Consider the following 23,720-nt stretch of genomic DNA (forward strand, 5'->3'; position numbering starts at 1 on the left):
GACGCGACCGACCTCCGGACGGGAGGCGCGTGGCGGCGCCGCCACGGGCCTCCCGTCCGCCTGCTGCCCCACGAGACGGGCGCGGGACGGCGGTTCGTGTCCGCGCGATGACGGTTCCGGTTCGCGAACCCCGAGGATCGTGAACCAGAACCGTCAGCCGCTCACCGCGCGACGTCGTCCCACGGCACCGGAGTGGTCTCGCCCGTCTCCCAGTCGCGGCGCAGCACGCCGTAGCCGACCGACCCGACGGCCGGGCCGCCGTCGACGGGCCACGCCTCGCGGTAGTGGGCCTCCTGCACCCAGCCGGCACGGACGAAGACCCGGCGCATGGCGGTGTTGTCCTCGCGGGTCTGGCCCTCGAAGCGCGTGATCGCCGGCATCGTCGTGAACACGTGGTCGGTCACCGCAAGCAGGGCGGGGACGCCGAGGCCCCGACCCCGGAAGCGACCGGCCAGGCGCAGGTCGAACAGGGGGACGGGGTCCGCCAGGTCCTCGAGACGGACCAGTCCGATCCGCCCGTGCTCGTCGTGGTCGAGCCAGGAGGTGTCGTGCTCGTCGTCGCGGTAGGCGCCGGAGTCGACGGCGCTCGCCGCGTCGGCCGCGCTGATGCGCCGTCGGACGTGGAACGGGAACTCCTCGGACGTCAGGAACGCGAGCAACTCCTGGCGGTCGGCGCCGGTGGGGTCCAGGCGGGTGAGGCGGACGGCGGGAGCTGGCATGCCGCCCAGGGTAGTTGCACGGTCGTCGGGCAGGCTCGGGGCGTGCGAGGTGGGACGAGGACGACGGCCGCGGCCCTGACGGTGCTGGTGCTGGTCGGGCTGGTGGGGTGCTCCGGTGGCCCGGGTGGTGCGACGACCGGGCCGACGTCGTCCACGTCAGCGTCTGCGTCTGGGTCGGCTTCGGTGGCGCCGGCGACCGACCCCGCCACCGCGCGGGCCTTCGCGGCGCTGGAACGGCGGTCCGACGCACGGCTCGGGGTCGCCGCGATCGACACCGGGAGCGGTCGGAAGATCGCGCACCGCGCGGGGGAGCGGTTCGCGTTCGCGTCGACGATCAAGGTGTTCATCGCGGCCGCGGTCCTCGGCGCCTCGTCCGACGCCGACCTGGCGACCGTCGTGCACTACGACCGAGGCGACCTGCTCGAGTACGCGCCCGTGACGAGCGAGCACGTCGACACCGGGATGACGGTGCGCGAGCTCGTCGACGCGGCGCTCCGCTCCAGCGACAACACCGCGGCGAACCTGCTGGTGGAACGGCTCGGCGGGCCGGACGCCGTCGAGCGGTGGCTGCGCGGCATCGGGGACCGGACGACGAGCGTCGACCGGGTCGAACCCGACCTGAACCAGGCGATCCCGGGTGACCGGCGGGACACGACGACGCCGGAGCGGTTCGCTGCGGACCTCCGGACGGTGCTGCTCGGGGACGCCCTCGACGCTGCCGGCCGTCGGGTGCTGCGCGAGGCGATGCTCGGCAACACGACCGGGGACGCGACGATCCGTGCCGGGGTGGACCCGTCGTGGCGGGTGGCCGACAAGACCGGCACGGCGTCCTACGGGGTGCGGAACGACATCGCGGTCGTGACGCCGCCGGGGCGCGACCCCGTCGTGCTCGTGGTCATGACGAGCCGCGCTGATCCCGGGGCGGAGCCGTCTGACGAGCTCGTCGCCGCGGCGACCCGCACCGCGGTTGCCGGGCTGTCCGACTGAGTCGCCAGCGTCGCGGGACTGTCGTCGCGGGACTACCGGAGTGTGCTCGCCCAGCGCCCGATCGCGTCGTACGCCCGTTCCCGCACCTCCGGCGCGGACAGCACGACGTCGTGCAGGGCGCCTTCGAGTCGGCGGACCGTGACCTCCTCGCCGAGGGAGAGCGAGCGGTGCGCCACCGTGTCGACGTTCAGGGCGACGTCGGCCCGCGCCATGCCCGGGTCCCACCGCGGCTGGAGCATGCTCTTGTCGCTCAGCATCACCAGGGTCGGGACCCCGATGCCGAGGCCCTTCTCGACCTGTGCCTGGCCGTCGAACACCGCGGCGAGCCACCCGGGGTGCAGGGGGAAGCCGCGCTCCGGCCGCCACTTCTGCTCGTAGGTCCACGACCCCTCGCCCTCGGCCGAGACGGTGCGGGTGTAGAAGCCGGGGTCGACGGCGGGCATCGGCGCGAGGGGGTTCCGACGGGCACCGAGCTTGATGACCGGTGCGACGATGGCCCGGCCGACCGCGGTGGCCTGGAACTCGAGCCACGGGCTGTTCAGCACGAGGCCGTGCACGAGCTCCGGGTGCCGAGCAGCCCAGAGCGACAGGGTCAGGCCGCCGGTGGAGTGGCCCATCGGGACGAGTCGGCGCCGGTCCGAGCCGGGGTGCTCGGCCGAGATCGCGTCGAGCGCTGCGGCGATGTCCTCGTCGTACACCGCCAGGTCGTCGACCATGCCCGGGGTCTGGTACGGACGCAGGCTCCGACCGTACTTCCGCAGGTCCAGCGCGTGGAACCGGGCACCGAGCCGCTCGAGGCGTTCGGCGAGCTCCACCTGGAAGAAGTAGTCCGACCAGCCGTGCACGTAGAGCACGTCGACCCCGTGCAGGGGCCCGCGACCGTGCAGCAGCAGGTCCGTCGGGGTGTGCCGGCGGCGGACCAGGGTGGCGACGACGGGTCCCTCGGAGTCGGTGCCGAGCGGCAGTTCGAGCCGCTCGTACGGTGCTCCGAGCACGTCCTCGTGCCACCCCTGGTCCGTCATGCGCCGAGCGTATCCGGCGCTGCTGCGGGTGGTGCTGGTGCGGCGGGGTCCCACGGCCGTCACCCGACCAGGACCACGACCTTGCCGCTGATCCGTCCGGCGGCCGCCTCGGCGTGCAGGGACGGCAGTTCGGTCAGCGGGATGCGCCGGGTGACCTCGACCCTGAGCGCCCCGGCGTCGACCAGGGACACCAGCTCCGCCAGGCGTTCGCGGTTGCGCAGGACGAACACCGTCGCCGCCCGGACCCCGCGGGACTCGTCGTCCGGCGTGGCCATGAACGCCGTGGTGCTGACGACCGCGCCGCCGTCACGCACGGCGTCGACGAGTGCCGCGAAGTCCTGCGGGTCGATCGGGGCGAGGTTGAGCAGCACGTCGACCGGCTCCGTCACGGCGGCACGGACGTCGGTCGTGGTGTGGTCGATGACCTCGTGGGCGCCGGCTGCCCGGACGGCCTCGATGCTGCGCGGGCTCGCCGTCGCGATCACGTGGACCCCGGCGCGGACGGCGAGCTGGATCGCGTACTTGCCCACCACGCCGCCGGCTCCCACGACCAGCAGGCGTTGGCCTGCCTCGAGCCGCCCGTCGTCGAACAGTGCCTGCCACGCGGTGAGTGCCACGGAGGGCAGCGCCGCCGCGTCGGCCAGCGGGATGCTCGTCGGTGCGGCGACCACCGCGTCCGCCGGGGCGATGACGTACTCGGCCGCCCCGCCGTCGAGGTCCATCGGCAGGAACGTGACGACCGCGTCCCCGATCGCGATCCCCTCGACGCCGTCGCCGAGCGCGTCGACGGTGCCGGACACGTCGTAGCCGGGAACGTGCGGCAGCTGGACCGGGATCGGCAGGAACCCGCCCCGCATCCCGTTGTCCGCCGCGTTGAACGCCGAGGCGGCGACGCGGAGTCGCACCTGCCCGGCGGCCGGGGTGGGCTGCTCGACGTCCTCGGTGCGGAGCACCTCGGGACCGCCGACCTCGTGGAACCGTACTGCCCGCATGATCGTGCCCTTCGTCGGTGTTGCTCGTGTGCTTCGAGTTCGAAGCAACTGACGGTGACGCTAGCACTGCTTCGAACTCGAAGCAACAGGTAGGATGGATCTCGTGACCGATGCGCCGAACTCCCTGACCCCGACGCAGCTCGGGGCGTACTTCGCCTTCACCGAGGTGAGCAGCCTGCTGCGCCACGCGGTCGAGCGGCAGCTGCGCGACGTGGGCGGCCTGAGCTACGTGCAGTTCCAGCTGCTCGCCCGGCTCGGTGACGCTCCGGGCGGGCGGCAGCGCATGACCGACCTCGCCGACGGGGTCGTCTACAGCCGCAGCGGGCTGACCTACCAGGCGCAACTGCTCGAGCAGCGCGGGCTGGTCACCCGTGGGCCCTCGCCCGACGACGAACGCAGCACGGTCGTGACGATCACCCGGGCCGGTCGTGACGTCCTCGCCGCGGTCTTCCCCGGACACATCGAGGCGCTGCACACCCTGCTGTTCGCGTCGATGTCGGACGCGGACGTCGACGACCTGGCGCGGATCCTCGGGGGAGCGGCGGAGCACCTGCGCGCGAACCCGCCACGCTCCGCGGGCGCGCGGCGGCGCGGCTGACCGACGGTCGCGCCGGCGGGTGTGCGCGGCCTAGCTGCGGGGAGCCCGCACCAGGAACAGCGTGACGGCGCCGAGGACGACCGCGGCGACGATGAGCGCCCAGGCGAGCACGACGACCGGCCCGTCCCAGGGGGTGAAGAGCAGTCCGACCCCGATCACCAGGGCCACGGCGGCGCCGATGAGGGCGAGGCGGTGCGGTCGTACCGGAGCGGTGCGTGTCACGGTTCCCACGGTACGCGCGACGGGCTGGCAGTGCGGCGTCGAGCGGGTACGCCGGTCACACCGTCGTGCGCATCACCCACCGCCACTTGGCGATGCGGCGGTCGCGCACGAACCCGAACTGCGTGAACAGTTCTTCCGGCCCGGTGTGCAGGTAGGCACCGCGCTGCGGCTTCCGCTCGACCGTCTGCTCCGGGTAGGCCTCGACGGTCCCGCCGCCGTCCCGCCGGATCTGGTCGAGTGCGGTCGTGACCGCAGCGCGTGCGACCCCCTGACCGCGGTGTCGGGACTCCACGAACACGCAGCCGATCCGCCAGTCCGGCGGCGTCGAGGCGTCCCGGGCGTACGCACCGGGGTTCAGGATCGTCGGCAGCTCGACCGGCCGCCCGAACTGGCACCAGCCGACCGCCGTGCCGTCGGCGTAGACGAGCACCTGGTGGTTCGTGCCGTTCCGCACGTGGCGGTGCTTCGCCTCCTGGTGGGACACTGTCGGGTCGGGCGTCCCGCGTGGGCCGTCCGGGTGGAAACCGATGCACCAGCACCCGCCCCACACACCGTTGCTGCGGGTCACGAGCGCGGCGAAGTCGGGCCACGTCTCCTCGGTGAGCATCGCCGTCGAGTACTCCATGGGCCGATGATCCTCCGGTCCTGGCGATCCCGCCACCACCGCGACCGTGGTGCTCGGAACGGCGCGCGACCGGTGGTCAGGCCGCGCTGCGCCGGGCGGCGACGAGGCCGGAGACGAGCGCCGCGATGCCGAGCCCGATGCCGACCACGCCGGCGAGTGCACCGAAGAACATCAGCGCCCCGGCACCGATGTTCGCGCCGCCCTCGCCGGAGTCGTTCGCGTTCGCGTACCCACCGACGAACGATGCCAGGAACGCCACGACGAGGAACGCCGTGCAGAGGATGTGCAGCACACGTGGCGCGATCGGGGTCATGCCCGGATCGTAGCGCGGCGGCTGGGAGCGGATCGCACCGGCACTTTCCCAGCGGACACGACGGTGTTCCGCGGGGAAGTCACGGCGACCGCCCGAGCAGGACTGCGAGCCTCTCCGGACCGCGCCGAAGACGGTGCGACCGAGGGGGAACGGACGACATGACGATGCGACGTGCAGGGGGAGCCGCGCTCGGCTTCGTGGGTGGCAGTGTGCTCGCCGGGCTGCTGGTGAGCGTCGGGGTGACTCCGGTGATCGCGGTCGCCGGCGTCGGCACGACCTCGGCGATCGGGGTGTTCGAGTCGCTGCCGGAGGACATCGAGATCGGGCAGCTGCCGCAGCGGAACCAGATCTGGGCGTACCGCGGCGGCGAGCCGGTGCACCTGGCGAACGTGTGGGACCAGGACCGGCAGGAGCTCACGCTCGACCAGATCAGCGACCACCTGGAGCACGCCGCGGTGGACGGCGAGGACAAGCGGTTCTACGAGACCGGCGGTGTCGACGCGACGTCCGTTGTCCGGTCGCTCGTGAGCGTCGCCACGTCCGGGACCGAGGGCGGGTCGGGTGGTTCGACCCTGACGATGCAGCTCGTGCGGAACATCAAGATGCAGCAGGCGAGCGAACTGCCCACGGCCGAGGAGCGCGAGGCCGCGTACGAGGACGCGACCCGGCGGACACCGCAGCGCAAGCTCGCCGAGATGAAGCTCGCGATCAGCCTGGCGAAGCAGTACACGAAGCAGCAGATCCTGGCGGCGTACCTGAACATCGCCTACTTCGGCGACCAGACCTACGGGGTGCAGTCGGCGGCGCAGCACTACTACGGCAAGCCGGCGACCGACCTGACCCCGGCCGAGGCGGCGTCCCTCATCGCGATCGTGCAGTGGCCGGAGCGACGGGACCTGTCGACGCCGGACCACCACCGCGACAACGCCGCGCGGCGGAACCTGATCCTGCGGTCGATGCACGAGCAGGGGCACCTGTCGACCGAGGAGTACCGCACGGCTCGGCTGTCCCGCGTCGCCGACTCCGTCCACCTGACGGCACCGCAGCAGGGGTGCGAAGCGGTCGAGGTGGGCGCGGAGTTCTTCTGTGACCACGCGGAGACCATCGCCCAGCGGCTCCCGCAGCTCGGCGCGACGAAGCAGCAGCGGGCGGACGCCTGGCGCACCGGCGGGTACCGGATCCAGACCACGCTCGACCTCGACCTGAACGCGGAACAGAAGCGGCTGCTCGACCAGTACGACCCGAAGACCGAGACGCGGCTGGCGCTGGGGGCCACGTTCAACACGGTCGAGGCCGGGACTGGCCGTGTGCTGACGATGGCACAGAACACCGACCACGACCGGTCGTCCGACGCGCCCCGCACCGCGACCTCGCTGAACTACGCCACCGACCAGGCGGACGGCAGCTCGACGGGGTTCCAGACCGGGTCGACCTACAAGATGTTCACCCTGCTGGCGTGGATCGAGGCCGGCCGCAGCCCGGACACCGTCGTCGACGGCACACCGCACCCGCACAGCGAGTGGACCGCCTGCGGTGGACCCGCCTCGGCGTTCTGGCAGCCGAAGAACGACTCACCCGGGCAGCGTGGTCCGTACTCGGTCCGGTCGGCGACGGCGCAGTCCGTGAACGCGGCGTACCAGTCGATGGCCGAACAGCTCGACCTGTGCGACATCCGCGACGTGGCCGAGCGGCTGGGCGTGCACCTGGCGACCGGTGGCGAGCTGCCCTGGAACCCGGGGTCCCTGCTCGGCACCGAGAGCATCGCCCCGCTGACGATGGCGTCGGCCTACGCCGGCATCGCGAACGGCGGGCGGTTCTGTGCACCCGTCGTGATCGACCAGGTCGTCGCCCCCGACGGTGAGGAACTCGGCGGACAACCCCGCACCTGCACGCAGGCGGTGTCGCCGCAGACCGCGGCCACCGCGTTCGACGTCATGCAGGGCGCGTTCCGCGGCGGCACGGCGAGCGGCGGGCAGACCCCCGACGGCGCGACCCTGTTCGGCAAGACCGGCACCACGGACGCGGCCGACCAGGTGTGGCTGGTGGGCGGGACCTCGCGTGCCGTCACCGCCTACTGGCAGGGCAACACGGACGGCGCGAAGCACAACCTGCGGTCGTTCTCCAACGGTCAGGGCGGCACCTACGCGGGGTCGCGCGCGGCCGTCTGGCGCGACGCGCAGACGGCGGTGAACGCGGCGTTGCCGGTCGGCTGACGGCCCGGAACGCAACCACCAACGGCCTGGAGGCGCGGTGCCAGCTGGCACCGCGCCTCCAGGCCGGTTCTCGGTTGCGTCCTACGACAGCTTCTTGCTGTCCTCGAGCCAGCCCGCGAGCTTGGTCATGTAGTCGGCCTGCGACGCGTAGTCCAGGGCCGGGAACGTCCAGCTGTGGACCTGGCCCGCCTCGAGCGCGGCGTTGTCGGCGAAGGTCGGCTGCTTCTCGAGGTCGGCGACCTGGTAGCCCTGCTGCGACAGCAGCAGCACGTCACCGGTGATCTGGCCGGCGTTCTCCCACGAGTAGATGCCCCAGTAGAAGCCCTCGGGCTTCGGGTTGACGAAGTCGACCCCGTACGACGCGTACATCTGCAGCGACGGCTCGTCGGTCGGGCGGGTGACGTACGCGCCGTCACCGTCGGCGTACATCGAGACGACCGACAGGTCCTTCTCCTTCGAGACCTTCTCGAGCTCGTCGGCCGCGGTGTCGAAGCGCTTCTCGGCGGCGTCGACCGTCGACTCCTTCGCGCCGAGGGACTCGGACAGTTCCGCGATCTTCTCGATGACGTCCTCGCCCTTGCCACCCCACTTCACCTGGACGACCGGCGCGATGGCCTCGATCTGCTTCTCCTGCGGCTTGTCCTTGAAGCCGTAGCCGGGCTGCTTCGTGTCGAGCGTGCCCTTGGCGTCGGTCGGGTAGACCGACGTGACGACGAGGTCGGGCTTGAGCGCGGCGAGCTGCTCGAGGTCGATGTCGCCGTAGGCGGTGCCGAGCTGCGTGATGCCGTCGGTGTCGAGGCCCTTGAACCGGGCGTCCTTCGCCATCGTCAGCTGCCCGAAGGTGCCGACGGGCTTCAGGCCGTACTCGATGAACGACAGGGCGATGTCGTTCAGCACGACGACGCGCTTCGGCGTGTGGTCGACCTTCACGGTGGCGCCCGTGGCGTCCTCGTACGACCATGCCTTCGACGCGGCGGTGCCGCCGTCGGAGTCGGAGTCGTTCGAGTTGCCGGTGCTCGAGCAGCCGGTCAGGAGGAGTGCCGAGACGGTCACGGAGGTCAGGAGGGCGGCGCGCAGGTGGCCACGTCGGGAGGTCTTCACGTTAGGAGAGGCTAACCTAAGTTCGCGGTACTCGCCAGCACGTCTTCGGTTTTCGTCGGGACGGTGTGCTCGGTCCGGGCGCCCGGGGCTGTGTGCTCCGTCGGGGCGCTCGGGACGGGGTCGTGCTCGTCCGCCTCGGGCACGATCATCGGCGCACCGGTCACCGGGTCGGGGAACACCCGGGCGTGCAGACCGAACGCGTGCTCGAGCAGTGCCGGGGTGAGGACGTCGTGGGGGGTGCCGTCGGCCACGACCCCGCCGTCGTGCAGCACCACGAGCCGGTCGGAGTACCGCGCCGCGAGCGACAGGTCGTGCAGCACCATCACGATCGTCGACCCCTGCTCGCGGTTCAGCCGCCGGACGAGCCGCAGGACCTCGAGCTGGTGCGCGAGGTCGAGGTAGGTGGTCGGCTCGTCGAGCAGGAGCGTTTGGGCCTGCTGCGCGACGACCATGGCGATCCAGGCACGCTGGCGCTGCCCGCCGGACAGGCTCGTGACGTCGCGGTGCGCGACCTCGGTCAGGCCGGTGGCGGCGATGGCCGCTTCGGCGACGGCGGCGTCCTCGGCGGTCCACGGCTTCGCCCACGACTGGTGCGGGTTCCGGCCGCGCATCACGAGGTCGAGCACGCTGGTGCCCGCGGGGGCGACGGGGGACTGCGGCAGGATCGCGAGCTTGCGGGCGACCTGGCGGTTCGGCTCCCTGCGGATCGGGGTGCCGTCGAGCATGACCTCGCCGGCCTGCGGCTTGAGCACGCGGCCGAACGCCTTGAGCAGGGTCGACTTGCCGCAGCCGTTCGCGCCGAGGAACGTCGTGACGGTGCCGCGTTCGATGCGCAGGTCCAGGTCGCGCAGCACGGGCTGGCGGTCGTAGCCGACGGAGAGGCCCGTGGCTTCGAGCACGCTGTCTTGCGGGTGCGCTGTTGTCATCGGGACATCTCCTTGCGGTGACGGATGAGGAGCCAGATCAGGTACGGCGCACCGATCACGGTGGTGATGATGCCGACCGGCACCTGCCACGGGAACGCGGAACGCGACAGCAGGTCGGCGGCGAGCACGAGCACGGCGCCGAGGGCACCGGCGAGCAGCAGCGGCGGCCGGTTCGTCCCGGCGAGCCGGAGCCCGACCTGCGGCACGACGAACGCGACGAAGCCGACCGGTCCCGCGGCGGCCACGGCGGCGGCGGTGAGCACGACCGCGAGCGCGATGACGAGCAGCCGGTGCCGCTGGACGCCGAGTCCGACGCCCGTCGCGACCTCGTCGCCGAGCTGCCCGATGCCGAGGGCAGCACTCGTCGCGAGCGCGATCGGCACCGCGACGACCGCCACCACGAGCAGCGGCCAGACGCTCTCCCACGAGGTGCTCGACAGGCTGCCGACGAGCCACTGGGACGCCGCGGTGGCGACGGTGATCTTCGCGCGGACGAGCAGGTAGCTCGTCACCGCGTCGAGGGTCGCGCTCACGCCGATGCCGACCAGCACGAGCCGGTAGCTCTGCACGCCGCCGCGCCATCCCAGGCCGTACACCAGGACCGCAGCGACCAGGGCGCCGATCGTGGCCGCCACCGGGATCCCGCCGCCGAGCACCAGGGACGACACCGAGTACGTCCCGCCGCCGAGCACGATGGCCGCGACCGCACCGACGCTCGCGCCCGCCGTGACACCGATGATGTCCGGGGTACCGAGGGGGTTGCGGGTGAAGGTCTGGGTGAGCGCGCCGGCCACCCCGAGCGTCAGGCCGACGAGTGCGCCGGTGAGGACGCGGGGCAGGCGCAGGGTGGTGATGATGAAGGCGTCCGGCCCGGACTCCAGGCCGAGCAGGGACCGGATGACGACCCCGGGGGCGATCCACGTCGAGCCGACCGCCGTCCCGAGGACGATGAGCACCAGGACGGTGGCGATCGACCCGACCGTGTACCAGAACACCCGGGGGCGCCAGGCGAGGCCGACGGGGCCGATGCGGATGCCGGCGCGGCCGGGGGTTCGTGCAGCCGAGGCGGGCGTGCCGGGCGTGGTGGTCTCGGGCGTGCTGCTGGGCGTGCTTCCGGGCGTGCTGCCGGGCGTGCTGCCGGTGCTGCGCACCGCTGCCCCGCTCACAGCGACACCAGCGATCGGCGACGGGCCACCGCGACGAACACGGGGCCACCAATGACGGCGAGCACGATGCCGACCTCGACCTCGGAGAACCCGCCGATCAAACGACCGATGACGTCGGCGAGCAGCACGAGGGCGGCGCCGACCAGACCGGAGACCGGCAGGGTCCAGCGGTGTCCGGTGCCGACGAGCGCGCGGGCGACGTGCGGCACCGTCAGGCCGACGAAGCCGATCGGGCCGGCAGCAGCGGTTGCCCCGGCGGCGAGCAGCGTGATCCCGCCCAGGCCGACGAGCCGGGCGACGAGCACGTTCTCGCCGAGCCCCTTCGCCAGTTCGGACCCGAGCCCGAGGGCGTCCAGGGCGCGGACGTTCAGCACCGCGAGCACGAGCCCGGCGACCAGGAACGGCCACACCGCCCCGAGGATGTCGAGCTGCCGTGCCGCGAGGGACCCGACGACCCAGAGCCGGTACGCGTCGAGCGAGGCCTGGTCGGTCAGCACGACGAAGGAGGTCAGGGCGGCGAGCAGCGCCGAGACCGCGGCCCCGGCGAGGGCGAGCGGCACCGGACTGGCGGTGCCGCTGCCGGCGATGGTGACCGAGAAGACGACGACGCTGGCGACCAGGGCCCCGACCAGGGCGAACCACACGGTCGCGCTCGTGCTCGTCACCCCGAACACGTAGACGCCGAGCACCACCGCGAGTCCGGCACCAGACGAGACGCCGAACAGGCCGGGGTCGGCGAGTGGGTTGCGGGTGTGTCCCTGCATGAGCAGCCCGGCGATGCCGAGGGCTGCCCCGACCGCAGCACCGATGAGCGTGCGCGGGATGCGGGACCCCCACACGATTGCCTCGTCGGTGCTCGATCCGGAGCGCGTGAGCCCCGCCCACACCTCGGCGACACCGATGCGGTTGCTGCCGAGCAGCATGCTCGCCACGGCGACGAGCACCAGGGCGACGACGAGGCCGATGACGACCGCGGTCCGTCGCCGCATCGCGGTCCGGTGCACACCGAGGGCGCGGGACGCGTCGCCGTCTCGGGTGCTGGACGCGACGGGTTCGGGGGCCTCCGGACCGGAAGCCAGAACGGGATTGGGGGCTGGCACGGAAGTCATCTTAGGTTAGCCTTGCCTCATGGCGAAGACCCCGCGGCTCCTGCCGACGAACCCCCGGCTCTTCCGCGCCCGTGTCCTCCGGACCCAGCGGGTGACCCCCTCGATGCAGCGCGTCACCGTCACCGGCGATGACCTGCACGAGTTCGGCTACCTCGGTTTCGACCACTGGTTCCGCCTGTTCGTCCGACGCCCTGACCAGGACGCCTTCCGGATGCCCGACCTGGACGGCAAGAAGTGGTGGCCGACGTTCCTCGGCATCCCCGAGGACATCCGTCCCCACTGCGCGAACTACACCGTCGCCGCGTACCGGCTGCTCGCCGACGGCACCGCCGAGCTCGACATCGACTTCGTCGTGCACCTGGACCACCGCGGTCAGCTCGAGGGCCGTGCCGCGATCTGGGCCTGCTCCGCCCGCCCCGGCGAAGAGCTCGCGATGCTCGACCAGGGCTGCATCTTCGACGTCCCCGCCGGCACCAGCGAGGTCGTCGTCGCCGCCGAGGAGACCGGCCTGCCCGGCGTCGTCGGCATCGCCGCGTCGTTGCCCCGCGACACCGTCGGCCGCATCATCCAAGAGGTCCCGACCCCCGCCGACATCCGTGACCTCGACGCCCCCACCGGCGTGCAGGTGACGTGGATCGTCCGGCAGCCGGGCGCCGTCCCCGGCAGTGGCGCCCTCGCCGAACTGCAGCGGCACGTGCCGTCCGACGATCAGGGCTACGCGTTCGTCGTGGGGGAGTCAAGACTCGCAACGGAGGGCCGCCGCCACCTGCACCGTGCGGGCCTGCCGAAGTCGCGCATCACGTTCTCCGGGTTCTGGAAGCACGAGACGAAGGTTTCCGTCCCCGCCTGACCCGCGCGTGCCTGCCAGGCATGCCCGTTCCCGCCAGGTACGCCCGGTTCTGCCAGGTACGCCCGATCCTTCCCCTTGCGCGCGCGATGCCTGGTGCTTCCGGGCGTACCACCACGGAACTTCCGACCAGGTATGCCCGTTCCCGCCAGGTATGCCCGGTTCTGCCAGGTGCGCCCGGTCCTTCCCTTGGCGTGCGCGATGCCTGGTGCTTTCGGGCCTACCACCAAGGAACTTCCGACCGAGTACGCCCGGTTCCGCCAGGTGTGCCCGCTCTGCACAGGTACGCCCGTTCTCGCCAGGTACGCCCGGACCTTCCCTTGGCGTGCGCGATGCCTGGTGCTTTCGGGCCTACCACCAAGGAACTTCCGACCGAGTACGCCCGGTTCCGCCAGGTGTGCCCGCTCTGCACAGGTACGCTCGTTCTCGCCAGGTACGCCCGGACCTTCCCCTGGTACCCGCGATGCCTGGTGCTTTCGGGCATACCACCAAGGAACTTCTGCCCAGGTACGCCCGGTTCGACCAGGTACGCCCGGTTCCGCCAGGTACGCCCGCTCTCGCCAGCCGCACCGCGCTCGCGACGCGACCAACGGACGGACGGGAGGCCCGGTGCCAGCTGGCACCGGGCCTCCCGTCCGTGGTGGGGTGGCGTCAGCCCTTGAGGCCCGAGCCCGTCACGCCCTCCACGATCTGCCGCTGGAAGATCAGGTAGAGGATGATCAGCGGCAGCGCCGCGAGGATCGCACCGGCCTGGATGTCGGCGTAGCGCTGCCCGAAGCTGCCCTGGACCGTGGCGAGCCCGACCGGGATCGTCATGAGGTCCGGGTTGGACAGCACGAACAGCGGCAGCAGCAGGTTGTTCCACACCCCGACGAAGGTCAGGATCGTCACGGCCGCGATCACCGGACGCGACAGCGGCAGGATGACCGACCAGTAGACCTTCCAGATGCCGGCGCCGTCGATGCGTGCCGCCTCTTCCAGCTCCTTGGGGATGCCGTCGAAGAACTGCTTGAAGATGAACACCGCGATCACGGCGGGCACCTGCGGGAAGATCACCGACCAGTAGGTGTTGAGCAGGCCGACCGCGTTGAGCTCCTGGAAGATCGGGATGATCAGCACCTGGGTGGGGATCATGATCCCGAGGATGATGAGCAGGAACGCGATGTTGCGGCCACGGAACACCAGCCGCGACAGCGCGAACGCCGCCATCGACGCGAACAGCACGGTGAGTGCCGCCGTGACGACGCTCGTGATGGCGCTGGCGAGGTACCAGTTCCAGATGTCGCCGGCCTGGAACAGCGACGAGTACGAGTGCAGCGTCGGGTTCCAGTTCGACAGGATCGCGTTCGCGCCGAGGGCGGCGACGCCGTTGTCGGACAGCGACGTCTTCAGGGCGAACACGCTCGGGATGAGCCAGATGATCGCGAAGATCGTCAGGACGATCCCCGACGCGATCGTGAAGCCGCGACCGCTGACGCCGATCTTCGCGGCGCTCGTCGGAGCGGCGGACGAGACGCCGGTGCGGAGCTTGCGGCCGGTGGTGATGCTCTCGGTGGCGGTCATGTCAGGCCCCGATCTCTCGCTTGGCGGCAGCGCGCTCGACGAGCTGCCGGATGACCGCGATCGCCACGATCACGATGAACAGGAGGACCGACGCGGCCGATGCGGCACCGAGCCGGTTGTCGGTGAAGCCGACGCCCGTGATGAGCTGCAGCGAGACCTGGGTCGAGATGCCCGGCCCGCCGTTCGTCATCAGGTAGACCTGGTCGAAGATCTTCAGGCTCGCGATGATCTGCAGCAGGACGACCAGGGTCGTCGTGCGGCCGAGCAGGGGGAGCGTGATCGACTTGATCTGCTGCCAGTTCGACGCACCGTCGACGGCGGCGGCCTCGTACAGTTCGCGCGGGATCTCCTGCAGACCGGCCAGGTAGAGCACGAAGTTGAAGCCGAGGGTCCACCACACGGTGGCGATCGCGACACCGATCATGGCCGTGTTCGGGCTCGACAGCATGCCGGAGCCGGGCGTCATGCCGATCGCCGACTGCAGGCTCGCCCACAGGCCGGTGCTCGGCGTGAAGATGAACACCCAGATCAGCGAGATCGTCGCCGACGGCAGGATGAACGGCAGGAAGAACGCCAGCCGGAAGAACCACTGCCCGCGGTTCATCCGGTTCGTCAGAACGGCGAACACGAACGCCAGGATGACGAGCGGCGGGGTCGTGTAGAGCGTGAACTGCAGGGTGTGCCAGAGCGACGACCAGAAGTCGCTGCGCCCGAGCATCTCGGCGTAGTTGGCGAACCCGGCGAAGCTGCCGAGCCCGGTGCGGACGGTCGAGGTGTTGAAGAAGCTCGTGACGATCATCCAGACCGTCGGGCCGAGCAGGAAGGCCACGTAGAACAGGCCGAACGGGGCGAGGAACAGCCAGCCGCTGCGGCCCTGGCCGCGGTTCACGCTGGAGCCGTAGGAGCGGTTCCGGCGGAGACGCGGCGCGGTGGCCGCGTCGGTCGGCCGGTCGAGGACAGGTGCTGTGGTCACGTCATCGTGCCTTTCGCGCGGTGTTCACGGCGATCGCGGGGGTCGTCTGCCCGGCGTGGTCCGGCCGGGTGGTTGCGTGCCGGGTCACAGGGGGCTCGGGGTGTTGAGGTACGTCGCGAGCTGCGACTTGATGGCGCTGAGGGCCTGCGCTGGGGACGAGCTGCCCTGCTGCACGAGGGCGAGCTGGGCGCCCACCGTGCCCTCGAACGTCGAACCCGACCCGCCGTACCAGGCGGCGTCGTCGAACACGGCGGTCTCGGCTGCGGCCGCGTAGTTCGACTGCGGCGTGAGCTTCTTGTACGCGGCGCTGTCGAACGTCGGGATGTAGGCCGGCACGTGCCCGCCCTCGGCCCACGTCAGGCTCTGCTCGAGCATCTGCTTGATGAAGAGCATGTGCTGCTTGCGCTGCTCCGGCGTCCGGTCCTTCTTCGGCAGGACGAACGTGTGCGAGTCCGCCTGGGTCGCCGGCTTGTCGTAGAGCTGCGGGATCGGCGCCATGCCGAAGTTCAGGCCCTTGATCGACTGCGCGGTGCTGATCTCCCACTCGCCCTGCATGAAGAAGCCGGCCTTGCCGTCGAACATGAGCGACTGCGCGGTGGCGTAGTCGAGCGCCTTGTTCAGCCAGCCCTCCTTCACCCACTTCTGGGTGCGGCTCGTGACCTCGTTGTAGGCGTCCTCGTTGACGGTGAGCTTGGACCCGCCGTCGCTGATGAACGGGGTGGCGTCCTTCAGCTGGTTGTACATCGTCCAGAAGAAGCGCCACGGGGTGGCCGTCTCCGGCACCACGTTCGCGACGTTGAGCGCCGTGCCGCCGGTGACCTTGGCGACCGCGGCGAGGGCCTTCTCGAAGTTGTCCATGCCGTTGAGGTCGACGAGGTTGCCGTCGCCGTCGATCAGGCCGGCCTTCTTGCAGACGTCGACGTTGTAGAAGAGGACGAAGGGGTGGGTGTCGAGCGGGACCGCGATGTTGTTGCCGTCGGTCTTCTGCGCCGCCCAGGCCTTCTGGTTGAAGTCGGCGGCGCTCAGGCCGACGCTCGCCAGGTCGTCGGACGTGATCGGGTCGAGCAGGTCACCGTCCCAGAGCGGCTTCGCGCGGGTCAGGTGCGCGACCGCGACGTCCGGCGGCTTGTTCCCGACGGTCGCCAGTGTCAGCTTCGAGTAGTACGGGTTGCCCCACGCGAACGTGGTGCCCTGCAGCGCGCTCGAGCCGCCGTGCTGCTTCGCGTAGCCGTCCTCCATGGCCTGCATGCGGACGCCGTCGCCGCCGCCGAACAGGTTCCAGAAGACGAGGGTCTCGGGGTTGAGTGCGCTACCGGCGAGGCCGGCGGCGAGGGGGCTCGAGCAGGCGGCGAGCGGCAGGACCGTCGCGGCCGCTGCGCCGGCGGCGAGGAAGCCCCGGCGCGAGAGGCGCGACGCGGGTGTTGCGGGTGGGATCGGCATGGCATCACTCCATCGGGATGGGCCGGGCTCGGGAACAGGGTCGGTGCTCCCGCCGGAGCATCGCTGCTCCGGACCCGGAGCACTGCTGCTCCGGACACGGAACGACCTTCCGGTGCTCCGTGAGCGCTCACATTAGCGCTCGCTCCCGGCATCCGCCACCCCTTTCGCGACGGCGTGGAACCCGGTAGCGTTTCTGTCAGGTGAGCGCTCACTTTCGTGACGGCCCGCTTCGGTTCCCGTCCGTGGCCCCACCCGCTCCCCGCACGAACCGCACTGCCACGATCGAAGGAGATCCATGCCCCGCACACACCTCGTCCTCGACGCCGCGTTCACCGTGGGGCCGGTGCGACGTCGCCTGTTCGGCGGGTTCGTCGAGCACCTCGGCCGCCACGTCTACGACGGCATCCACGAGCCCACCCACGAGACCGCCGACGAGCACGGCTTCCGCAAGGACGTCGTCGAACTCGTCAAGGAACTCGGCGTCTCCGCCATCCGCTACCCCGGTGGCAACTTCGTCTCCGGGTACAAGTGGGAGGACGGCGTCGGCCCCGTCGAGCAGCGCCCCCGCCGCCTCGACCTGGCCTGGCACTCGACCGAGACCAACGAGGTCGGCCTGCACGAGTTCCAGCACTGGCTCGACCAGGTCGGCTCGGAGCTCATGCTCGCCGTGAACCTCGGCACCCGCGGCACGCAGGAGGCGATCGAGCTCCTCGAGTACGCGAACATCGACGCCGGGACCGCACTGTCCGAATACCGTCGTTCGAACGGTCGCCAGGAACCCTTCGCCATCAAGATGTGGTGCCTCGGCAACGAGATGGACGGCCCGTGGCAGCTCGGCCACAAGAACGCCGACGACTACGGCAAGCTCGCCGCCATGACCGCCAAGGCCATGCGGCAGATCCAGCCCGACCTCGAGCTCGTCGCCTGCGGTTCCTCCGGGGCGTCGATGCCGACGTTCGGCGAGTGGGAGCGCACCGTCCTCGAGCACACCTACGACGACGTCGACTACATCTCCGCGCACGCCTACTACGAGGAGGACGACGACCTGCCGTCGTTCCTCGCCTCGGGCGCCAACATGGACCACTTCATCAAGACGGTCACCACTGCCGCCGACCACGTCCAGGCGCAGAAGAAGTCCGACAAGCGCATCGACATCTCGTTCGACGAGTGGAACGTCTGGTCGATCAAGAAGTGGGAAGCGAAGGCCAAGACCTTCACGCTCGACGAGTGGCCCGTCGCCCCGCGTCTGCTCGAGGACGTCTACACCGTCGCCGACGCCGTCGTCGTGGGTGGCCTGCTCATCTCGCTGCTCCGCCACGCCGACCGCGTCGCCTCGGCCTCGCTCGCCCAGCTCGTCAACGTGATCGGCCCGATCATGACCGAGCCCGGTGGCCCGGCCTGGCGCCAGACGACCTTCTTCCCGTTCTCGGTCACCTCGCGCCTGGCGCAGGGCACCTCGCTGCAGGTCAAGGCCTCGGGTGACACGGTCGACGGTGGCAAGCACGGCGAGGTCCCGGTCGTGGACTCCGCCGCCACCGTGTCCGAGGACGGCAAGGCCGCGGTCTTCCTGATCAACCGCCACCCGTCCGAGCCGACCACGGTGACGATCGACCTGGCCGGCATCGGTGCGACCGGTGACGTCCACGCCGAGGGCGTCTGGGACGACGACCTGCACGCCGTGAACGACCTGGAGAACACCTCGCGCGTGGGGCTCCGCACGAACGAGTCGGTCCGCCGCGAGGGCGACACCGTCACGATCGAGCTCCCGCCGGTCTCCTGGACCGCCGTCTCGATCGGCTGACAAGGCGCCTCGGCGCACGCCACGGCGGGCGTCGAGTGAGCACAGAGGACGTCGGGCGCTCGCGCCCGACGTCCTCTGCTCGTTGCGGGGGGGGGGCGGCGGGCGGCGCGAGCCGGGCGCGACTTCACGGGGTGAGCGACACCTCACGGGGTGACGGGCGCGTGGACTGTCGCTGGGCCCGTGACGTGGCCCGCGCGGCGGCCGGGAGGCCCGTGGCGGCCTGGCACCGGGCCTCCCGTCCGGCATGTGGTTGCCAAAGCGACAGGTGGTCGGCAGTTAGCCGGGTCAGGTCCGCGAAACCGACAGTTCTCCACGGACGTTCGGCGCGATTCTGTCGCTTTCGCGGAAAGGGCCGTGGCGTCGCGGCGGCGGACGGGAGGCCCGTGGCGGCCTGGCAGCGGGCCTCCCGTCCGGCATGTGCGCGAGTTCACGTGCTGGGCGACAGATCACGGGGGTGTGCGCACGTGATGTGTCGGTGAGCGCGAAACGCGCGCCGCGTCAGCGCGCCGGCGGCGCCGCCGTGCTCGCGCGCTCGACGAGCCGCACCGGCACCAGGTCGGCCGCGACGCTGACCCGCTCGCCGTCGATCTGGGCGAGCAGGTTCGCGACCGCTCGGCGGCCGACCTCGTCGAAGGACTGGTGCACGGTGGTGAGCGGCGGCCAGAACGAGTCGGACTCGGGGGAGTCGTCGAACCCCACCACGCTCAGCGACGACGGCACCGGCCGACCGGACTCGTGGGCGGCGCGCAGGACCCCGAGGGCGGTCTGGTCGTTCGCGGCGAAGACCGCCGTGATCTCCGGGCGTGCGGCGATCTCGAGCCCGGCCTCGTAGCCGTGCTCGGTCGTCCAGCCGCCGCGGAACACCGGGGGGACCGGTCGACCGGCGCGTTCCAGCGTGTCCTGCCAGGCGGCGAGGCGACGGGCTGCCGAGTACGACGACTCCGGCCCGGCGACGTGCCAGACGGTCTCGTGCCCCAGGTCGAGCAGGTGCTGCGTGGCCTGTCGGGCGCCGTCGGCCTGGTCGGTGTCGATCGCGGGGTGGTCGGTGCTGCCCGTGGAGTCGATGATGACCATGGGCACGCCGTCGGGCAGCACGACCTCGGCGGTGTCGATGATGTGCGACTCGATGATGATCACGACGCCGTCGACGGCCTGTTCGTGCAGGCGCGAGAACGCGGAGCGGACGCCGGCCTCGGTGCGCGAGGCCATGGGCAGCAGGGTGATCGTGAAGTCGGCGACCCCGGCGGCGTCGGCGATCGCCTCGAGCGTGCGCATGTTGCCGAAGGAAGCGAGCGTGAACATGATCACGCCGATGGTGCGGAAGCGGCCGGAGCGCAGGGCGCGGGCGGCACGGTTGGGCCGGTAGCCGAGGGACTCCATGGCGCGCTGGACGCGGTCGCGGGTCTCCGGGCTGACGTTGTCGAACCCCCGGGCGACGCGTGAGACCGTCTGCATCGACACCCCGGCGGCCTCGGCCACGGCGGCCATCGAGGGGGCGCGGCGGGTGCCGGCGGGGGACTCCATCGTCACGCTGGCGCTCCTTCCGGATCGAGGGGCCGAACGGTCGGCCTCCCCGGACGCTAGCGCATGTTGACGTTGCCATGCTATCGTCGCGTCGTTCGATGTTGACGTCAACATCGGTGACCGCCCGGACACCCTGATCCGGCCCGGGCCGAGCCGCCGACATCGACCACCCGAACGCAGCAGACGAAGGAGTCACATGAGCACGCTCGCAGCGCGCCCCGGTGAGGCAGCACCGCGCCCCACCGCCGAGCGCCCGGCCGGCCGCCGCCCCAAGCCGCGGGGACGGCTCACCGGATGGCTGTTCGTCGGCCCGTTCGTCGTCGTCCTGGTCCTGATGCTCATCGTGCCGATCGGCTACGCGCTCTGGCTCAGCCTGTTCCGCGACCAGCTCATCGGCGGCAACCAGTTCGTCTGGTTCGCCAACTACGTGCAGCTCTTCCAGGACGCCAAGTTCTGGTCCGGGTTCGGCCGGGTCGCGATCTTCCTGGTCGTCCAGGTGCCGATCATGCTCGGCCTCGCGCTCGTCGCCGCCCTCGCCCTGGACAGCGCCCGACTGTGGGGGACGAGCTTCTTCCGCATCGCGGTGTTCCTGCCCTACGCCGTTCCCGGTGTCGTCGCGGCCTTGATCTGGGGCTTCATCTACGGCAACCAGTTCGGTCTGACGGGCGCTGCGAACGACGCGCTCGGCATCGACCTGCTGCAGCCGTTCAGCCCGAGCTGGGTCCTGACGTCGATCGGCAACGTGGTCACGTGGGAGTTCCTCGGCTACAACATGCTGATCTTCTACGCCGCACTCCGCACCGTCCCCGGTGAGCTGTACGAGGCGGCCGAGCTCGACGGCGCCGGCCCGATGCGCACGGTCTTCTCGATCAAGCTCCCGGCGCTCCGCGGCCCGATGGTCATCGCCACGATCTTCTCGATCATCGGCAGCTTCCAGCTCTTCAATGAGCCGAACCTGCTCAAGACGCTCGCCCCGAACGTCATCGGCAGCGCCTTCACCCCGAACATGTACGCCTACTCGCTGTCCTTCAGCGGTCAGCAGTTCAACTACTCCGCCACGGTCGCGATCGTGATGGGCGTGATCACCGCGGTGATCGCCTACGTCGTCCAGGTCCGCGGCACCCGCGAGGAGAACCGATGAGCACCATCCAGCACCCCGCCGGGCCCGCAGCGGCCACGGTGACCGAGGCGACCACGACGCAACGTGCGCCGCGCACCCGCTCGATCCGCGCCTCCAGGAAGGCAGACCAGCACGTCGACGGACGCAAGCCGAAGCGTTCCGGCCTGCTGACCGCGGTCATGGTCGTCTTCGTCGTGTACTCGTTCGCGCCGCTGTTCTACCTGCTCGTGAACAGCACGAAGACGCAGGCGTCGCTGCTCTCCACGTTCGGTCTGTGGTTCGGCGGGGACTTCAACCTCTGGCAGAACATCGTCGACACGCTGACCTACAACGACGGCATCTTCCTGCAGTGGTTCGGCAACACGCTGCTCTACGTCGTCGTCGGTGCCGGCGGGGCCACCCTGCTCGCCACCGTCGCGGGCTACGGCATGGCGAAGTTCCAGTTCCCCGGTCGCCGCGCGGTCTTCGCTGTCGTCCTCGGGGCCATCGCGGTCCCCGGCACGGCCCTGGCGGTCCCGACGTTCCTGCTGTTCTCGCAGGTCGGCCTGACCAACACCCCGTGGGCGATCATCCTGCCCTCGCTGATCAGCCCGTTCGGCATGTACCTGATCTGGACCTACGCGGTCGACGCGATCCCGGCCGAACTGCTCGAGGCCGCCCGCATGGACGGCGCCGGTGAGTTCCGGATCTTCTTCACCATCGCGCTCCGCCTGCTCGCGCCCGGTGTCGTCACCGTCCTGCTGTTCGCGGTCGTCGCCACCTGGAACAACTACTTCCTGCCGCTCATCATGCTGAGCGACCCGAAGTGGTACCCGCTGACGGTCGGCCTGAACCAGTGGAACGCGCAGGCCACCGGGTCCGGCGCGCAGCCGATCTACAACCTCGTCGTCACGGGATCGCTCCTCACGATCATCCCGATCGTGGTCGCGTTCCTCTTCCTCCAGCGCTTCTGGCAGTCCGGCCTCGCGGCCGGGTCGGTCAAGGCCTGATCCCTTGGACGGGAGGCCCGTGGCGACCCCGCCCCTGTCCTCCGGTCCGGCACACAGCAGCACCACCCCCTCCACGAAGAAGTGAAAGGCACTCCCATGAACAAGCGTCTCCGGCGCGGCCTCAGCGCCCTCGCCATCGGCGTCACCGCCGCGATCGCCCTCGCCGCGTGCGCCTCCGGCGGCTCCGGCTCCGGCGGATCGGCCGACGACATCGACAAGGCCCTGCAGGACGGTGGCACCCTGACCTACTGGTCGTGGACCCCGTCGGCGAAGGCCCAGGTCGCCGCGTTCGAGAAGCAGTACCCCAAGGTGAAGGTCAAGCTCGTCAACGCCGGCACCGGTGCCGACCAGTACACGAAGCTGCAGAACACGATCAAGGCCGGCTCGGGAGCCCCCGACGTCGCCCAGGTCGAGTACTACGCCCTGCCGCAGTTCGCGCTGTCCGAGTCGCTGCTCGACCTGTCGAGCTACGGCTTCGACTCGCTCGAGAAGGACTTCGCGAAGAGCACCTGGAGCTCGGTGTCGATCGATGGCAAGGTCTACGGCCTGCCGCAGGACTCCGGCCCCATGGCGCTGTTCTACAACAAGAAGGTCTTCGACAAGCACGACATCGCCGTGCCGAAGACGTGGGACGAGTACGTCACCGCGGCCAAGAAGCTGCACCAGGCGGACCCGAAGGCCTACATCGCGGCGGACTCCGGCGACGCCGGCTTCACCACGAGCATGATCGCCCAGGCCGGTGGCACCCCCTTCACCACCGACGGTGACAAGGTGACCATCAACCTGCAGGACGAGGGCACCAAGAAGTGGACGAGCACCTGGAACGAGCTCGTCGAGCAGGGCCTGCTGTCGAAGACGGTCGGCTGGACCGACGACTGGTACAAGCAGCTCGGCAACGGTGAGATCGCCACGATGATCACCGGCGCCTGGATGCCCGGCAACCTGGAGTCCGGCGTCGCCCAGGCCTCGGGTGACTGGCGCGTCGCCCCGATGCCGACCTACGACGGTGGCACCGCCCAGACCGCGAACAACGGCGGCAGCGCCCAGGTCGTCATGAAGCAGTCGAAGAACCCGGCCCTCGCCGCGGGCTTCCTCAAGTGGCTGAACTCCTCGAAGGAGTCCACGAAGGTCTTCATGGAGTCCGGCGGCTTCCCGTCGACCACCGCTGACCTCGACTCGTCGGCGTTCCTCGACGAGAAGCCGGAGTACTTCGGCGGCCAGCAGATCAACAAGGTGCTCGTCGACGCGTCGAAGTCCTCGGACAACGACTTCACCTACCTGCCGTACCAGGTCTACGCGAACAGCGTCTACGCCGACACCGTCGGTCAGGCGTACGAGAACGGCACCTCGCTCGACGCCGGCCTGCAGGCCTGGCAGAAGGCCCTCGCCAAGTACGGCAAGGACCAGGGCTTCACGGTCTCGTCGAAGTAGTTCGACAGCATCCCCGCGGGGCCGTGCGGACACGTCCGC

22 protein-coding genes are annotated in these 23,720 nt (G+C 70.7%); 8 read left to right on the top strand and 14 right to left on the bottom strand.

From position 1 onward, the window contains the following. Positions 1 to 161: 161 nt before the first annotated feature. Positions 162 to 719: a GNAT family N-acetyltransferase gene (locus DEI98_RS16045; protein WP_111101293.1), complete on the bottom strand. Its 558-nt coding sequence runs from the start codon at positions 717 to 719 to the stop codon at positions 162 to 164. Between the two features lie 42 nt (positions 720 to 761). On the opposite strand from DEI98_RS16045, the gene bla reads away from it, so the two are divergent. Next, positions 762 to 1,706: a class A beta-lactamase gene (bla, locus tag DEI98_RS16050; RefSeq protein ID WP_111101294.1), complete on the top strand. Its 945-nt coding sequence runs from the start codon at positions 762 to 764 to the stop codon at positions 1,704 to 1,706. Positions 1,707 to 1,738: 32 nt separating this feature from the next. Here the strand turns inward: bla and DEI98_RS16055 are convergent, their stop codons facing one another. After that, positions 1,739 to 2,728, bottom strand: a complete 990-nt coding sequence (locus DEI98_RS16055; RefSeq protein ID WP_111101295.1) for an alpha/beta hydrolase — start codon at positions 2,726 to 2,728, stop codon at positions 1,739 to 1,741. Positions 2,729 to 2,787: 59 nt separating this feature from the next. Beyond that, entirely contained in the window at positions 2,788 to 3,720 is a 933-nt protein-coding gene (locus DEI98_RS16060; RefSeq protein ID WP_111101296.1) for an NADP-dependent oxidoreductase, read from the bottom strand. 94 nt (positions 3,721 to 3,814) lie between these two features. On the opposite strand from DEI98_RS16060, the gene DEI98_RS16065 reads away from it, so the two are divergent. After that, positions 3,815 to 4,318 (top strand): MarR family winged helix-turn-helix transcriptional regulator, encoded by a 504-nt coding sequence (locus DEI98_RS16065; protein ID WP_220037090.1) that lies wholly within the window; start codon positions 3,815 to 3,817, stop codon positions 4,316 to 4,318. A gap of 30 nt (positions 4,319 to 4,348) precedes the next feature. Here DEI98_RS16065 and DEI98_RS16070 read toward each other — a convergent pair whose 3' ends face one another. The 3 genes from DEI98_RS16070 to DEI98_RS16080 all read right to left on the bottom strand — a co-directional run bounded on the left by DEI98_RS16070 (position 4,349) and on the right by DEI98_RS16080 (position 5,478). After that, positions 4,349 to 4,540, bottom strand: a complete 192-nt coding sequence (locus DEI98_RS16070; protein WP_111101298.1) for a hypothetical protein — start codon at positions 4,538 to 4,540, stop codon at positions 4,349 to 4,351. A 55-nt stretch (positions 4,541 to 4,595) separates the two neighbouring features. Continuing rightward, positions 4,596 to 5,165 carry a GNAT family N-acetyltransferase gene (locus DEI98_RS16075; RefSeq protein WP_220034147.1) on the bottom strand — a complete coding sequence of 190 codons (570 nt, stop codon included), beginning with the start codon at positions 5,163 to 5,165 and terminating at the stop codon, positions 4,596 to 4,598. 76 nt (positions 5,166 to 5,241) lie between these two features. Then, complete coding sequence (locus DEI98_RS16080) at positions 5,242 to 5,478, bottom strand: hypothetical protein (RefSeq protein WP_110865192.1); 237 nt, start codon at positions 5,476 to 5,478, stop codon at positions 5,242 to 5,244. Positions 5,479 to 5,636: 158 nt separating this feature from the next. Between DEI98_RS16080 and DEI98_RS16085 the strand changes: the two genes are divergently transcribed. Beyond that, positions 5,637 to 7,691, top strand: coding sequence for a transglycosylase domain-containing protein (locus tag DEI98_RS16085; RefSeq protein WP_258370898.1), 2,055 nt, complete (start codon positions 5,637 to 5,639; stop codon positions 7,689 to 7,691). Between the two features lie 81 nt (positions 7,692 to 7,772). On the opposite strand, the gene DEI98_RS16090 is transcribed toward DEI98_RS16085, so the two are convergent. The 4 genes from DEI98_RS16090 to DEI98_RS16105 are packed head-to-tail and all read right to left on the bottom strand — an operon-like array spanning position 7,773 to position 11,984. Then, positions 7,773 to 8,792, bottom strand: coding sequence for an ABC transporter substrate-binding protein (locus DEI98_RS16090; protein WP_111101299.1), 1,020 nt, complete (start codon positions 8,790 to 8,792; stop codon positions 7,773 to 7,775). Positions 8,793 to 8,803: 11 nt separating this feature from the next. Further along, positions 8,804 to 9,718 carry an ABC transporter ATP-binding protein gene (locus DEI98_RS16095; RefSeq protein WP_111101300.1) on the bottom strand — a complete coding sequence of 305 codons (915 nt, stop codon included), beginning with the start codon at positions 9,716 to 9,718 and terminating at the stop codon, positions 8,804 to 8,806. Next, positions 9,715 to 10,884, bottom strand: a complete 1,170-nt coding sequence (locus DEI98_RS16100) for an iron ABC transporter permease (protein WP_258370899.1) — start codon at positions 10,882 to 10,884, stop codon at positions 9,715 to 9,717. Before DEI98_RS16100 ends, DEI98_RS16095 begins: the two co-directional genes overlap by 4 nt. Further along, on the bottom strand, positions 10,881 to 11,984 hold the full coding sequence (locus DEI98_RS16105; RefSeq protein WP_258370900.1) for an iron ABC transporter permease: 1,104 nt from the start codon (positions 11,982 to 11,984) through the stop codon (positions 10,881 to 10,883). Before DEI98_RS16105 ends, DEI98_RS16100 begins: the two co-directional genes overlap by 4 nt. A gap of 28 nt (positions 11,985 to 12,012) precedes the next feature. Between DEI98_RS16105 and DEI98_RS16110 the strand changes: the two genes are divergently transcribed. Beyond that, positions 12,013 to 12,843: a siderophore-interacting protein gene (locus DEI98_RS16110; protein WP_111101302.1), complete on the top strand. Its 831-nt coding sequence runs from the start codon at positions 12,013 to 12,015 to the stop codon at positions 12,841 to 12,843. 648 nt (positions 12,844 to 13,491) lie between these two features. Here the strand turns inward: DEI98_RS16110 and DEI98_RS16115 are convergent. The 3 genes from DEI98_RS16115 to DEI98_RS16125 all read right to left on the bottom strand — a co-directional run bounded on the left by DEI98_RS16115 (position 13,492) and on the right by DEI98_RS16125 (position 16,816). Continuing rightward, complete coding sequence (locus DEI98_RS16115; protein WP_027466145.1) at positions 13,492 to 14,403, bottom strand: carbohydrate ABC transporter permease; 912 nt, start codon at positions 14,401 to 14,403, stop codon at positions 13,492 to 13,494. A 1-nt stretch (position 14,404) separates the two neighbouring features. Further along, positions 14,405 to 15,376 (bottom strand): carbohydrate ABC transporter permease, encoded by a 972-nt coding sequence (locus tag DEI98_RS16120; RefSeq protein WP_027466146.1) that lies wholly within the window; start codon positions 15,374 to 15,376, stop codon positions 14,405 to 14,407. A gap of 84 nt (positions 15,377 to 15,460) precedes the next feature. Next, positions 15,461 to 16,816: an extracellular solute-binding protein gene (locus tag DEI98_RS16125; RefSeq protein ID WP_111023535.1), complete on the bottom strand. Its 1,356-nt coding sequence runs from the start codon at positions 16,814 to 16,816 to the stop codon at positions 15,461 to 15,463. 295 nt (positions 16,817 to 17,111) lie between these two features. On the opposite strand from DEI98_RS16125, the gene DEI98_RS16130 reads away from it, so the two are divergent. After that, on the top strand, positions 17,112 to 18,617 hold the full coding sequence (locus DEI98_RS16130; RefSeq protein ID WP_110865198.1) for an alpha-N-arabinofuranosidase: 1,506 nt from the start codon (positions 17,112 to 17,114) through the stop codon (positions 18,615 to 18,617). Positions 18,618 to 19,115: 498 nt separating this feature from the next. Here the strand turns inward: DEI98_RS16130 and DEI98_RS16135 are convergent, their stop codons facing one another. Continuing rightward, positions 19,116 to 20,141, bottom strand: a complete 1,026-nt coding sequence (locus DEI98_RS16135) for a LacI family DNA-binding transcriptional regulator (protein ID WP_181438067.1) — start codon at positions 20,139 to 20,141, stop codon at positions 19,116 to 19,118. A gap of 196 nt (positions 20,142 to 20,337) precedes the next feature. On the opposite strand from DEI98_RS16135, the gene DEI98_RS16140 reads away from it, so the two are divergent. From DEI98_RS16140 to DEI98_RS16150, 3 genes are all read left to right on the top strand, one after another. Then, positions 20,338 to 21,282 carry a carbohydrate ABC transporter permease gene (locus tag DEI98_RS16140; RefSeq protein WP_071404236.1) on the top strand — a complete coding sequence of 315 codons (945 nt, stop codon included), beginning with the start codon at positions 20,338 to 20,340 and terminating at the stop codon, positions 21,280 to 21,282. Further along, positions 21,279 to 22,250 carry a carbohydrate ABC transporter permease gene (locus DEI98_RS16145; protein WP_084740502.1) on the top strand — a complete coding sequence of 324 codons (972 nt, stop codon included), beginning with the start codon at positions 21,279 to 21,281 and terminating at the stop codon, positions 22,248 to 22,250. Before DEI98_RS16140 ends, DEI98_RS16145 begins: the two co-directional genes overlap by 4 nt. Before the next feature lie 96 nt (positions 22,251 to 22,346). Further along, entirely contained in the window at positions 22,347 to 23,681 is a 1,335-nt protein-coding gene (locus tag DEI98_RS16150) for a sugar ABC transporter substrate-binding protein (RefSeq protein ID WP_181438066.1), read from the top strand. The last annotated feature ends 39 nt before the right edge of the window (positions 23,682 to 23,720 follow it).

Source organism: Curtobacterium sp. MCLR17_034 (assembly GCF_003234485.1).
GTDB lineage: Bacteria > Actinomycetota > Actinomycetes > Actinomycetales > Microbacteriaceae > Curtobacterium > Curtobacterium flaccumfaciens.